Origin of the sequence: Curtobacterium sp. PhB115, assembly GCF_003752025.1 — a bacterium.
Lineage (GTDB): Bacteria > Actinomycetota > Actinomycetes > Actinomycetales > Microbacteriaceae > Curtobacterium.
The window spans coordinates 272,655-285,313 of the sequence record NZ_RJKR01000005.1; the positions used below are offsets into that span (position 1 = coordinate 272,655).

Below are 12,659 nucleotides of genomic sequence, written 5' to 3' on the forward strand. Positions count from 1 at the left end.
GGGCGCTACTTCTGGTCCTTCGGGCACCAGTAGAGCTTCCGGCCGGCCATGTCCGCCATCCGGATCTCGGTGCCGCACACCCGGCACGGTTCACCCTGGCGGTGGTACACCCAGTGCCGGTCCTTGCGCGACCGCTGCGCCTTCTCGTACTCGGCGTCGGACAGGCCGTCCATCGTCATCATCAGGCCGTCGCGGACGCCGTCGTGCAGCAGCTTCGACCAGTCCTGCCAGAGCGCCTTCGCCTGCTTCACGGTGATCTTCTTGCCCGGCTTGTACGGGTCGATGCGCTGCCGGAACAGCAGCTCGGCCCGGTAGATGTTGCCGATGCCGCTCACCACGGCCTGGTCCATCAGCAGCTGGCCGATGGCGACGTTCCGCTTCCGGACGTTGTCCACGAAGGTCTTCTCGGCCTCGGGGCCGTCGTCGTTCATCGGGTCGGGGCCGAGCTTGTCGAGGGCACGCTGCACCTCGGCCGGGGTCTCCACCACGCACGCGGTCGGACCGCGGAGGTCGGCGACGGTGTCCTCGGTGAGGATCCGGACGCGGACCTGCCCGACGGGGTCCGGCGGGAAGGACTCGATCGGGTCCTCGACCTTCTCCTGCTCGGCCATCCGGTACCGCGCCAGGCGGGGAGCACCGATCGAGGTCAGCGACTCCTCACCGTCGGCGTCCGAGGACAGCCCGGTGGCGGTCGACAGGTCGCCGGCGAAGTCCCACGCGCCGTAGAGCCCGAGGTGGACGCGGAGGAACAGGTCGCCCTCGAACTCGAGGAACATCTGCTTCGCCACGGCCCGGGCCGCGATCATGCGCTTGCCGTCGAGCTGCGCGGCCCCGGCGGCGAACCGGCCCTGCGGACTCGACACCTCGCAGCGCTTGCCGACGAAGTGCCGGGAGAACTGGTTGGCGATGCGGTGGACGGAGTGACCCTCGGGCATGCGTCCTTGGTACTCCTGCTACTCGTCGATCTGCTTACCGGCGATGTGCCCCGTCTGCTCGTACTCGGCGAGCTGGGCGATGCGGCGGGCGTGCCGTTCCTCGCCGGAGAAGGGCTCGGCGATGAAGAGGTCGACGAACCGCATGGCTTCTTCCTCGGTGTGCTGGCGCGCGCCGATCGAGATGACGTTCGCGTCGTTGTGCTGGCGGGCGAGGAGCGCGGTCGACTCGTTCCAGACGAGCGCGGCCCGGATGCCCTCGACCTTGTTCGCGGCGATCTGCTCGCCGTTGCCGGAGCCGCCGAACACGACGCCGAGCGCCTGGACACCCGCACGCTGGTCCTGCACGACGGCGTGCGCGGCGTTGATGCAGAACGAGGGGTAGTCGTCGAGCGCGTCGTACTCGGTCGGACCGTGGTCCACGACCTCGTGCCCGGCCTCGGTGAGGTGCGTGGCGAGGGTCTTGTTGAACTCGAGGCCGGCGTGGTCCGTTCCGAGGTGGATGCGCATGGGACCGATCCTATTCCTGCGACTACTGCCCTCTGACCACCACGACGACGTACCGCGTGGGCACCTCGCCCGGGTTCCGGTAGACCACGTCGGCGGGGTCGCCGAGCTCGATCCGGTCGCCCGCGGCGAGCCGCGTCGGCTCGCCGCCGACGACGAGCTCGAGCACGCCCTCGACCACCCAGATGCAGTGGCGCAGGAACGCGTACGCGGACGCCGGGTACGCCACTTCGCGGCCGGCCGGGAGGCGCACCTCGGTGACGTCCACGGGGAAGGTCGCGCTCGAGACCGGACGGCGGCGGTACCCGGTGTCGGGATCGGTCCACGAGTCCGCGGTCGCGCCACGTTGGATGCCGCGTGCGTCGTCGGGGTCGGTCGCCCTGGGCACCTCGTGCTCGAGTGCGTCGTCGAGGAGCTGCGAGATCGTCAGGCCGAACGCGCCGGAGAGCCGGCCGAGGATCGTCGCGGTGGGGCTCGACACCCCGCGTTCGACGCGGTTGATCATGGCGCGGGAGACACCGGACTCCTCGGCGAGCTCGGTGAGGCTCCACTTCCGTTCCGTGCGGAGGCGCTGGAGCCGTTCCCCGAGGGCGCGCTGATCGTCAGCGGCGACGTCGTCGTCGAGGGCGGTTGCGTCGGCGACCGTCGGGTCGTCTACGATGTGAGACATGACGACAGCATATGCGACGAACGGCGCCGTGATCCGCGACTGCACCCCCGCCGATCTCGACGTCGTGCACGCACTGCACGTCGATGCCGTCCTGCACTCCACCGCCATCTGGCAGGAGGAGCCGCACCCGCGCCCGTACTTCGACGCGTGGCTCACCGAGCGCCGGGCCGACGGGTACCCGGTCGTCGTGGCCGAGGTCGACGGGGTCGTCGCCGGGTACGCGACGTACTCGCAGTGGCGGCCGCACCAGGGGTACCGGCTCACCGTCGAGCACAGCGTCTACGTGGTCGAGTCGTTCCGCGGCAGGGGCATCGCCTCGACGCTGATGCGGGCACTCGTCGAGCAGGCGACCGCCGAGGGCCGGCACGTCATGATGGCCGGCATCTGCAGCACGAACACCGGGTCGATCGCGCTGCACGAGAAGCTCGGGTTCGCCACGGTCGCGGTCGTGCCCGAGGTCGGACGCAAGTTCGACCGCTGGCTCGACCTGACGCTCATGCGCCTGCCCCTCGTCTGACGCGAGCCGAGGGGCGGGCGCACCACGGGCCTCCCGGCCGTCGTTCGCGAGCCAGTCGGCGGGGTTGCACCCCGTGTCGGGCGTTGCGCCCCGACTCTTCGGGGCGCAATGCCCGTGGCGGGGCGCAACAGGCGGGCCCGGGGTCAGTCGGTGGTGTCGAAGACCGGGCCGACCGTGCGCGAGCGCTTGAGCTCGAAGAAGCCGGGGTACTTCGCGACGCCGACGACGCCGTCCCACAGGTCGAGCGCTTCCTGACCCTTCGGCGCCGGGGAGATGACCGGTCCGAAGAACGCGGTACCGGCGACCGCGATGACGGGCGTGCCGACGTCCTGTCCGACGCGGTCGATGCCGTCCTGGTGGCTCGCACGCACCGCGGCGTCGACCTCGTCCGTCCAGGCGTACTCGAGCAGGTCAGCGTCGAGGCCGAGCTCCGCGAGCACCGCGGGGACGACCTGCTCGGGGTCCTGCTCCTGGCGGTGGTGGACGTGCTCACCGAGGGCGTCGTAGAGCGGCTTCACGATGTCCTGGCCGAGCCGGAGCCGCGCTGCCGTGACGATGCGCGGGTAGAGCTGGCCCTTGTGGATCCGCTCCCGGTACTCGTCCGGGATGTCCTGGTCCTCGTTGAGGACGAACAGGCTCATCACCTTCCACGTGACGTCGAGGTCGCGGTGCTCGGCGACCTCGCCGACCCAGCGGCTCGTCATCCAGGCCCACGGGCAGTTGGGGTCGAACCAGAACTCCACGGTCGTGCGTTCGGTGGCGGGTTCGGTCGTCTTGTCCACAGTCGTGTCGGTCACGCTGGCGAGCGTACGCGGCGTCGCTAGGCTGGAACCCACCGTCCCGCCGGTGCACGACGCCGTGCGGGACTCCCCCGCGCGGACATCGATCGTCCGCGTCCCAGCGAAGATGGAGCGTCCGTGCCCGGAGAGAACCTCACCAGAACCGAAGCCCAGGAACGTGCCGGCATCGTCAGCGTGCAGACGTACGACGTCGAGCTCGACCTGACCCGCGGCGCCGAGACCTTCGGCAGCACCACGGTGGTGCGGTTCACCGCGACCGCCGGCGCCTCGACGTTCATCGACGCGATCACGAAGACCGTGCACTCGATCACGCTGAACGGCACCGCGCTCGACGTCGACGCGGTGAACGACGGCGTCCGGATCCAGCTCGACGACCTGCAGGAGCAGAACGAGCTCGTCGTCGTCAGCGACGCGCTGTACACGAACACCGGCGAGGGGCTGCACCGCTTCGTGGACCCGGTGGACGACGAGGTGTACCTGTACTCCCAGTTCGAGGTCCCCGACTCCCGCCGCATGTTCGCGGTGTTCGAGCAGCCCGACCTCAAGGCCGAGTTCACCTTCACCGTGACGGCGCCGTCACGGTGGCAGGTCGTGTCGAACTCCCCCACCCCCGAGCCGCACGTCGACGGTGAGGACGCGACCTGGTCGTTCCCGCCCACGGCGAAGATCTCGAGCTACATCACCGCGCTCGTCGCCGGCCCGTACGAGGTCGTTCGCGACGAGCTGACGAGCCGCGACGGCCGCACGATCCCGCTCGGCGTCTTCGCGCGGAAGTCGCTCGCCTCGTACCTCGACCCCGAGTACGTGTTCGACATCACGAAGAAGGGCTTCGCCTACTACGAGGAGAAGTTCGACGTCTCGTACCCGTTCGAGAAGTACGACCAGCTCTTCGTGCCGGAGTTCAACGCCGGTGCGATGGAGAACGCGGGCGCCGTGACCTTCACCGAGACCTACGTCTTCCGGTCGAAGGTCACCGACGCCATCAAGGAGCGCCGGGTCGTCACGATCCTGCACGAGCTCGCGCACATGTGGTTCGGCGACCTCGTCACGATGAAGTGGTGGAACGACCTCTGGCTCAACGAGTCCTTCGCCGAGTGGGCGTCGACGATCGCCACCGCCGAGGCCACCGAGTGGACCGAGGCGTGGACCACGTTCCAGGCGATGGAGAAGTCCTGGGCCTACCGCCAGGACCAGCTCCCCTCGACGCACCCGATCGTCGCGACGATCAACGACCTCGAGGACGTCCAGGTCAACTTCGACGGCATCACCTACGCCAAGGGCGGCTCCGTCCTGAAGCAGCTCGTGGCGTGGGTCGGCATCGACGCGTTCTTCGCCGGTGTCTCCGCGTACTTCAAGAAGCACCACCACTCGAACACCGAGCTGCGCGACCTGCTCGTCGAGCTCGAGGCGACCAGCGGCCGTGACCTGTCCGAGTGGTCGAAGCTCTGGCTCGAGACCGCGGGCGTCAACACCCTGCGTCCCGAGATCGAGACCGACGAGTCCGGGGCGATCACCGCCTTCGCCGTCCTGCAGGAGGCGCCGGCAGACCACCCGACGCTCCGCCCGCACCGTCTGGCGATCGGCGTCTACGCGTTCCGGAACGACGAGTCGGCACCGTTCGGGGCCGACACGGCGTCCGCCGGCGGCAAGCTCGAGCGGGTCCACCGCGTCGAGATCGACGTCGACGGACCCCGCACCGAGGTCCCCGAGCTCGTCGGCGTGCAGCGCGGCGACCTCGTGCTGCTCAACGACGACGACCTGGCGTACGCCAAGATCCGTCTCGACGAGCACTCGCGCCGCACGGCGATCGAGCACCTCGCGTCCATCGCGAACCCGCTCGCCCGCTCGATCGTGTGGGGTGCGATGTGGGACGCCACCCGCGACGCCGAGTCGCCCGCCAGCGACTACGTCCGGCTCGTGCTCGGCAACATCGCGACCGAGACCGAGTCGACGACGATCCGCACCACGCTCTCGCAGCTGCTGCTCACCGCACGCAACTACGTTGCGCCGTCGAAGGTCGACGCGACGGTCCGCACCGTGGGCGACACGCTCTGGCAGCTCGCGGCGTCGGCCGAGGCCGGCTCGGACGCGCAGTTCCAGTTCGTGAAGTTCTTCGCGCAGATCGCGTCGACGCCGGAGCACGTCGCCACCCTCGCCGGGCTGCGCGACGGTTCCGTCACGCTGCAGGGCCTGGAGATCGACACCGACCTGCGCTGGGAGCTCCTCGAGGGCCTAGTACTCGCCGGTGCCGCCGGTGCCGCCGAGGTCGACGCCGAGCTCGCCGCGGACAAGACCGCGTCGGGTGAGCAGGCCGCGGCCCGCGCCCGCGCGACGATCCCCACGGCCGAGGGCAAGCTCGCCGCGTTCTCGTCGCTGGTCGACTCGTCCGAGCTGCCGAACGCGATCGTGCGCCAGACCACGGTCGGGTTCCAGCACGTGAACAGCCCGGTGGTGCTCGAAGGCCTCGTGCCGAAGTACTTCGAGGTCCTGACCCGCATCTGGGCCGAGCGCAGCTACCACATGGCCGACACCATCGTCTCGGGCCTCTACCCGGCACCGCTCGCGTCGGCCGAACTGCGTGACGCGGCGACCGCGTGGCTCGAGGAGCACCCGGAGACCCCGGCGCTCCGACGCATCGTGTCCGAGAGCGTGGCCGGCACGGAGCGCGCACTCCGGGTCCAGGCAGCGGACGCCTGACGCACAGGTGACACGGCGGGGTCTTGGCGTTCCTCCAGGGATGCCGAGGCCCCGCCCCTTACGATCGTCCGGATGATCTTCCTCGCTGCTTCGACCGACGAAGCGTCCAAGTGGGTCTCGAACTCGTTCACCGAGTTCGTGACCACCTGGCGCATCCCGATCGTCATCGTGGTGACCGTGCTCGTCGCCATCGTCGTCCGACTCATCCTCCGCCGCACGATCAAGCAGGTCGTCGACCGCATCGTGAACGGCGTCAAGAAGCGACAGGGCGCCACGGACACGCAGGCGCTCATCGCCTCCCCGGTCCAGACGGCCCGCGTCGTCCAGCGCACCCGCACCCTCGGCAGCGTGCTCGAGAACCTCGCGACGGTGGCGGTCGTCATCATCGCGCTCGCGGTGATCATCCCGCAGGTGCTCCCGAACGCCGCCGTCGGCATCGTCGGCGGGGCGTCGCTCGTCGCTGCCGGCCTCGCGGTCGGTGCGCAGTCGATCGTCAAGGACCTGCTGTCCGGGGTCTTCATGATCCTCGAGGACCAGGCCGGCGTCGGTGACGTCGTCGACACCGGGCAGGCGACGGGCGTCGTCGAGAACGTCGGGCTGCGCGTCATGCAGATCCGCGACGTCAACGGGATCCTGTGGTTCGTGCCGAACGGGCAGATCCTGCGGGTCGGCAACCTGTCCCAGGGCTGGTCGCGGGTCCTGGTGGACATCACCGTCCCGTACGACACCGACATCGACGCCGTGCAGGACGCCCTGCTCAAGGCCGCGGTGACCATGTCGCAGGAGCCCCGCTGGCGGCAGCGCATCGTCGAGAAGCCGGAGATCTGGGGCCTGCAGTCCATCTCCGACGCCGGCATGGTGTTCCGGCTCGTCGTGAAGACCCGCGCCTCGGAGCTCGACGTCGTCGGCCGTGAGCTCCGGTCGCGTCTGAAGCACGCGGTCGACGAGCTCGGCATCACCCTCCCCGCGATGGCGATGATCATGCCGGAGGGCTGGGAGAACGCCACCTCGATCAACGGCCTCCGCACCGTGCGGACGCAGCCGACGCCGGCGCCGACGAAGCCCCGGCGCACCCGTCGGAACCTGCTCGGGCAGCCGATCCGCACCGACGAGCCCGACAGTGGGAAGGACCCGCAGTGACCGATCCGACCTCCCCTCCCGGCACCACCGGTCTCCCGGTCGGCCCCGGAGTCCCGGGTGTCCCCGGAGTCCCGGCTGTCCCCGGAGTCCCGGCTGTCCCCGGAGTGCCGGCTGTCCCCGGAGTGCCGGCGCAGCCGATCACGCTGCGGGTCGGTGAGCACGGGGTCTCCGCGACCGGCTCGCTGTTCGACCGCATCGGCGGTGCGCCCACGTTCGACCGGCTCGTGCGCCGGTTCTACGAGGGGGTGCAGCAGGACGACGTCATCTGGCCGATGTACCCGGCCGACGACCTCGAGGGTGCGATCTGGCGCCTGTCCGCGTTCCTCCAGCAGTACTGGGGCGGGCCCGGCACCTACAGCGAGGAGCGCGGGCACCCCCGGCTCCGGATGCGCCACATGCCGTTCCGCGTCACTCCGGAGGCCCGGGAGCGCTGGCTGCACCACATGCGCGACGCCGTCGAGTCCCTCGAGCTCGCTCCCCTCGACGAGGCCGAGCTCTGGGCCTACCTCGACCGCGCGGCGCACGCGATGACGAACACGTTCGACTGACGCGCTGACGCGCTGACGCGCTGCTTGCCGGGTCGCGCGCTGCTCGCCGGGTCACGCTCTGTGGGCGACCACGGAACGGACGGGAGGCCCGTGGCGGCGCCGCCACGGGCCTCCCGTCCGCCTGTCCCCCGTCCAGATCCCGCGAGACGCCGGCGTCTCAGCGCACGTACGAGCCGCTCGCGAGGTCCTCGACGAGGGTCGGCCGGGTCGGGTCCCACCCGAAGGCCGAGCGGGCGTGTGCCCCGGAGGCCTCCTGGTGGAGCAGCAGCGCATCGGCGTAGGCGGCTCCGAGACGCTCGCGGCTGGCGTCCACGCTCTCGGCCACGACCGGCGACCCGTGTGCACCGGCCTCGGCGACCTCGCGCACCGTCGGGTTGTCCCCGGTGGCCGCGACGACGTACCCCTCCTGCTCACCGCGGTGCAGGGCAAGTGCGTAGAGCGCACCGAGGTCGTCGACGTGCACCGTCGTCCAGCGCTGCGAACCGTCACCGACCAGGGGCACCGGCTGCTCGCCGTCACCGACGAACATCGACGGGATGCCGGCACCGCGTCCGTACACGATCCCCGGCGCGACGATCGTGGTCCGGACGTCGCTCGCCCGCAGCGTCGCCTCGTTGGGGGTCCGCCACGAGGTCAGCTCCGGCGGGTCGATCGGCGACTGCTCGGAGATGTCCGTGGAGTTGCCGAAGGTGAAGATGCCGCCGGTGTGCACGAAGGGCTTCGGGGTGCCCGAGTACGCACGGATGACCGTGGCGACGAAGTCGGGATCGACCTCCGGCGCGGATGCGGTGTGGACCGCGCCGTCGGACTCGTGCAGCAGCCGCTCGACGACCTCGGTGTCGGTGACGTCCTCGACGAACGCCTGCCCACCAGCGTCGCGGACGGCCTGCGCCTTCTGGTCGGAGCGGACGATGGCGGTGACCTCGTGTCCGTGGGCCAAGAGAGCGCGGAGGACCGATGAACCGATGTAGCCGGACGCGCCGGTGAGGAAGACGTGCATGGTCCGAGCCAACCACGCAGGGTGGGCGGGACGTGGACTACAGGTTCAGCGTCCAGGCGCGACGCTTGACGAGCACGTGGCCGCGCGAGGTCGTCAGACGGCTCCACGGACCGGTCTCGAACAACCGGACCGGGTCGTGCCCGAGGAACCCGAGGCTCTCCCCCGCGAAGCCGGCGCCGGCGGGCAGGTGCTCGATGCCGGGGACCGGACGGCCCCAGACCTCGGAACGGACCTTGCGGACGATCGCCTCGCCCGCGTTCGTCGGGACCGCGTCGGCGACCTCGGCGATGCCGTCGCGGGTCGCGCGGCGGAGCAGCTCCGGGGAGATGTCCGGCAGCGGGACCCAGCCACCGCGCGGCGGCGAGATCGCTGCCCAGGTCACGGTGTGGACCTCGTGCGGGAGCTCGACCTCGATCGGGGTGGCGCGGGTCGGGTCGGCACCCTCGGCGTGCTCGGCGTCCTGGGTCTCCGCGAGCAGCCGGAGCCGTTCGAGCAGGGACTGCAGCGGCACCACGACGTCGATCGTCGCCGGCTCGGTGAGCGAGAACGTCCGGAGGCCGAGCACCGTGGGGAGTTCGTCCAGCAGCCCGAGGGGGTAGAGGATCGCGGTGTAGACGGCGAGGACCCCGGAGTCGGCGATGAGTCGCACCGAGCCGTCCTCGATCCGAGCGGCACGTCCGAGGTACGTGCGGAGGTCACCGAGTGAGGCGGCGTCGGGAAGCGTGAACGAGGTGCCCATGTCGGGTCCGATCCTACCGGCGCGGCCTGGGTTCGTAGACTGCAGGACGTGAACGGCGAACCCGACTTCCTGCACACCCTCCGTCTCGAGGACACCGGCGCGAGCACCCGCGAGACGATCCTCACCGGGGTGAACCACTGGTCCCCGAACGGCCGCGTGTTCGGCGGCCAGGTCCTGGCCCAGTGCATCGTCGCGGCGCAGTCGACCATCGACGGGCGCCCGATCCACTCCGTGCACGGGTACTTCCTGCGTCCGGGCGACATCGAGGTGCCGATCACGTTCGGCGTCGAGCGTGTCCACGACGGCCGGTCCTTCGCGACCCGACGGGCGCAGGCGTACCAGAACGGCGTGCCGATCTTCTCGATGATCGCGTCGTTCCAGACCGCCGACGAGGGCGTGGAGCACCAGGAGCCGTTCCCGACGGACATCCCCGAGCCGGAGTCCCTGCCGTCGGCCGCCTCGGTCCTGTCCACGATCGACCATCCCGTCGCCCGCGCCTGGGCGGAGCGGTCGATCGACCTCCGCCACGTCGAGGGGCCGGTGTTCGTCGACGTCCAGGGCGAGCAGCTGCCGCACCAGGCCGTCTGGTTCCGCGTGCAGGGCGACCTGCCAGACGATCCCGCGCTGCACCGTGCCGTGCTGGCCTACGCGAGTGACCTGTCGATCCTCGAGCCGATCATGCGGCGGCACGGGGTCGCCTGGGGAACGCCGGGCCTGAAGAGCGCGAGCCTCGACCACGCGATGTGGTGGCACCGTGACGGTCGCGCCGACGAGTGGATCCTGTACACGCAGGAGTCCCCGAGCGCACAGGGCGGCCGGGGACTCGCGTTCGGGCGGATGTTCTCACGCGACGGCCGCCTGCTGGCGAGCGTCGCCCAGGAGGGCATGATGCGGATCCCGCGCCGCCCCTGACGTCGCTACGGACGGCTGAACTGCACCGGGTCCTCGAGGTAGCGCTCGCACGCCGCACGTTCGGCGTCGGTCAGCCGGCGCGGTCGGTTCGTCGCGGCGTCGACCATCACCAACGCCGTGGTCGCCCGTGTGTACAGCTCGGCGGGCTCCTGCCCGACCGGCGACCAGACCTCGTACGAGACGTCGATGCTCGCACCCCCGAGCCGCCCGATCCACATCTGGATGTCGAGCGGCTGCCGGAGGTACGGGATCGACGCGAGGTACTCGAGCCGCTGCCCGGCGATCACCGTCATCGTGCCGGAACCCGGACGACCGTCGATGATCGGTTCGGGTACGCCACCGTCGGCGGTGCGCTCGCCCGGGTCAGGTCCCCAGAACCCCACGATGCGCGCCTCTTCGAGCAGGCGCAGCATCGCGGAGTTGTTGACGTGACCGTACGCGTCGATGTCGCTCCACCGCATGCGGACCGGAGCGTGCAGTCTCGACACCGCGGATCAGTCGCGGGTGAGCTTGCGGTACGTCGAACGACCGGGCTTCGCCGCGTCGGCACCGAGGCGCTCGATCTTGTTCTCCTCGTACGCCTCGAAGTTGCCCTCGAACCAGTACCAGTTCGGCGTGCCGTCCTCGTTGAGGCCTTCCCACGCCAGGATGTGCGTCGCGATGCGGTCGAGGAACCACCGGTCGTGCGTGATGACCACGGCGCAACCGGGGTACTCGAGCAGTGCGTTCTCGAGGCTGCCGAGCGTCTCGACGTCCAGGTCGTTGGTCGGCTCGTCGAGGAGCAGCAGGTTGCCGCCCTGCTTGAGCGTCAGCGCCAGGTTCAGACGGTTGCGCTCACCGCCGGAGAGGATGCCGGCACGCTTCTGCTGGTCCGGACCCTTGAACCCGAACTGCGACACGTAGGCGCGGGACGGGATCTCGGTCTTGCCGACCTGGATGTAGTCGAGCCCGTCGGACACGACCTCCCACAGGTTCTTGTTCGGGTCGATGCCGCCACGGCTCTGGTCGACGTACGAGATGTCGACCGTCTCGCCGATCTTGAGCACGCCGCCGTCGAGGGGCTCGAGGCCGACGATCGTCTTGAACAGCGTGGTCTTGCCGACGCCGTTCGGTCCGATCACGCCGACGATGCCGTTGCGGGGCAGCGTGAAGGAGAGGTCGTTGATGATGACACGCTCGCCGAACTGCTTGTGCAGCTTCTCGGCGTCGATGACCTGCGAACCGAGGCGCGGGCCCACGGGGATGACGATCTCCTCGAAGTCGAGCTTGCGCGTGCGCTCGGCCTCGGTGACCATCTCCTCGTAGCGGGCGAGACGGGCCTTCGACTTCGCCTGACGGCCCTTGGTGTTGCTGCGGACCCAGTCGAGTTCGGAGGACAGACGCTTCGCGAGCTTGGCGTCCTTCTTGCCCTGGACCTCGAGACGAGCGCGCTTCTTCTCGAGGTAGGTCGAGTAGTTGCCCTCGTACGGGTACAGGCGGCCGCGGTCGACCTCGGCGATCCACTCCGCGACGTGGTCGAGGAAGTACCGGTCGTGGGTCACGGCGAGGACGGCACCGTGGTACTGCTGCAGGTGCTGCTCGAGCCACTGCACGGACTCGGCGTCCAGGTGGTTGGTGGGCTCGTCGAGGAGGAGCAGGTCGGGCTTCTGCAGCAGGAGCTTGCAGAGCGCGACACGACGCTTCTCACCGCCGGAGAGGTGGGTGACCATCTCGTCCCCCGGGGGGCACTGGAGCGCGGCCATGGCCTGCTCGAGCTGCGAGTCGAGGTCCCACGCGTCGGCGGCGTCGATCTCTTCCTGCAGGGTGCCCATCTCGGCCAGGAGCGCGTCGAAGTCGGCGTCCGGCTCGGCCATCAGTGCGGAGATCTCGTTGAAGCGCGCGAGCTTGCCGTGGATCTCGCCGACGCCCTGCTGGACGTTCTCGAGCACGGTCTTGGTCTCGTCGAGCTCCGGCTCCTGCATGAGGATGCCGACCGTGAAGCCCGGCGAGAGCTTCGCCTCACCGTTGGAGGGCTGGTCGAGACCGGCCATGATCTTCAGGATCGTCGACTTGCCAGCACCGTTCGGTCCGACGACGCCGATCTTGGCGCCGGGGAGGAACGACATCGTGACGTCGTCGAGGATCAGCTTGTCGCCGACCGCCTTGCGGGCGCGGACCATCTGGTAGATGTACTCAGCCATATCGGCCCCAAGTGTAG

Annotated in this window: 13 protein-coding genes; 5 read left to right on the forward strand and 8 right to left on the reverse strand. The window is 70.0% G+C overall.

Features of this window, described 5'->3' with window-relative positions:
* Positions 1-5: 5 nt before the first annotated feature.
* From EDF19_RS01515 to EDF19_RS01525, 3 genes are read right to left on the reverse strand one after another with little or no spacing between them, the layout of a single operon-like run.
* Entirely contained in the window at positions 6-935 is a 930-nt protein-coding gene (locus tag EDF19_RS01515) for an Fpg/Nei family DNA glycosylase (protein WP_123679189.1), read from the reverse strand.
* A gap of 18 nt (positions 936-953) precedes the next feature.
* Positions 954-1,442: a ribose-5-phosphate isomerase gene (locus EDF19_RS01520; protein ID WP_123679190.1), complete on the reverse strand. Its 489-nt coding sequence runs from the start codon at positions 1,440-1,442 to the stop codon at positions 954-956.
* A 22-nt stretch (positions 1,443-1,464) separates the two neighbouring features.
* Complete coding sequence (locus EDF19_RS01525; RefSeq protein ID WP_123679191.1) at positions 1,465-2,109, reverse strand: helix-turn-helix domain-containing protein; 645 nt, start codon at positions 2,107-2,109, stop codon at positions 1,465-1,467.
* On the opposite strand from EDF19_RS01525, the gene EDF19_RS01530 reads away from it, so the two are divergent.
* The gene (locus EDF19_RS01530) at positions 2,108-2,626 is read left to right on the forward strand and encodes a GNAT family N-acetyltransferase (protein WP_123679192.1); all 519 of its coding nucleotides are present in this window, start codon (positions 2,108-2,110) and stop codon (positions 2,624-2,626) included. The genes EDF19_RS01525 and EDF19_RS01530 overlap by 2 nt on opposite strands.
* Positions 2,627-2,769: 143 nt before the next feature.
* On the opposite strand, the gene EDF19_RS01535 is transcribed toward EDF19_RS01530, so the two are convergent.
* On the reverse strand, positions 2,770-3,423 hold the full coding sequence (locus EDF19_RS01535) for a DsbA family protein (protein WP_395859327.1): 654 nt from the start codon (positions 3,421-3,423) through the stop codon (positions 2,770-2,772).
* A gap of 120 nt (positions 3,424-3,543) precedes the next feature.
* Between EDF19_RS01535 and pepN the strand changes: the two genes are divergently transcribed.
* The 3 genes from pepN (at position 3,544) to EDF19_RS01550 (ending at position 7,811) form a co-directional block, all read left to right on the forward strand.
* A complete protein-coding gene (gene pepN, locus EDF19_RS01540; RefSeq protein ID WP_123679194.1) occupies positions 3,544-6,123 on the forward strand; it encodes an aminopeptidase N in 2,580 nt (859 codons plus the stop codon).
* 72 nt (positions 6,124-6,195) lie between these two features.
* Entirely contained in the window at positions 6,196-7,263 is a 1,068-nt protein-coding gene (locus EDF19_RS01545) for a mechanosensitive ion channel family protein (protein WP_123679195.1), read from the forward strand.
* A 143-nt stretch (positions 7,264-7,406) separates the two neighbouring features.
* Entirely contained in the window at positions 7,407-7,811 is a 405-nt protein-coding gene (locus tag EDF19_RS01550) for a globin (RefSeq protein WP_123679865.1), read from the forward strand.
* 157 nt (positions 7,812-7,968) lie between these two features.
* Here the strand turns inward: EDF19_RS01550 and EDF19_RS01555 are convergent, their stop codons facing one another.
* Together EDF19_RS01555 and EDF19_RS01560 are read right to left on the reverse strand one after the other, a co-directional pair.
* Entirely contained in the window at positions 7,969-8,811 is an 843-nt protein-coding gene (locus EDF19_RS01555; protein ID WP_123679196.1) for an NAD-dependent epimerase/dehydratase family protein, read from the reverse strand.
* A 37-nt stretch (positions 8,812-8,848) separates the two neighbouring features.
* Entirely contained in the window at positions 8,849-9,550 is a 702-nt protein-coding gene (locus tag EDF19_RS01560; RefSeq protein ID WP_123679197.1) for a hypothetical protein, read from the reverse strand.
* Positions 9,551-9,598: 48 nt separating this feature from the next.
* On the opposite strand from EDF19_RS01560, the gene EDF19_RS01565 reads away from it, so the two are divergent.
* A complete protein-coding gene (locus tag EDF19_RS01565) occupies positions 9,599-10,462 on the forward strand; it encodes an acyl-CoA thioesterase II (protein ID WP_123679198.1) in 864 nt (287 codons plus the stop codon).
* A 5-nt stretch (positions 10,463-10,467) separates the two neighbouring features.
* On the opposite strand, the gene EDF19_RS01570 is transcribed toward EDF19_RS01565, so the two are convergent.
* Entirely contained in the window at positions 10,468-10,923 is a 456-nt protein-coding gene (locus EDF19_RS01570; RefSeq protein ID WP_123679199.1) for a thioesterase family protein, read from the reverse strand.
* 33 nt (positions 10,924-10,956) lie between these two features.
* Positions 10,957-12,642, reverse strand: coding sequence for an energy-dependent translational throttle protein EttA (gene ettA, locus EDF19_RS01575; RefSeq protein WP_123679200.1), 1,686 nt, complete (start codon positions 12,640-12,642; stop codon positions 10,957-10,959).
* Positions 12,643-12,659: the final 17 nt, after the last annotated feature.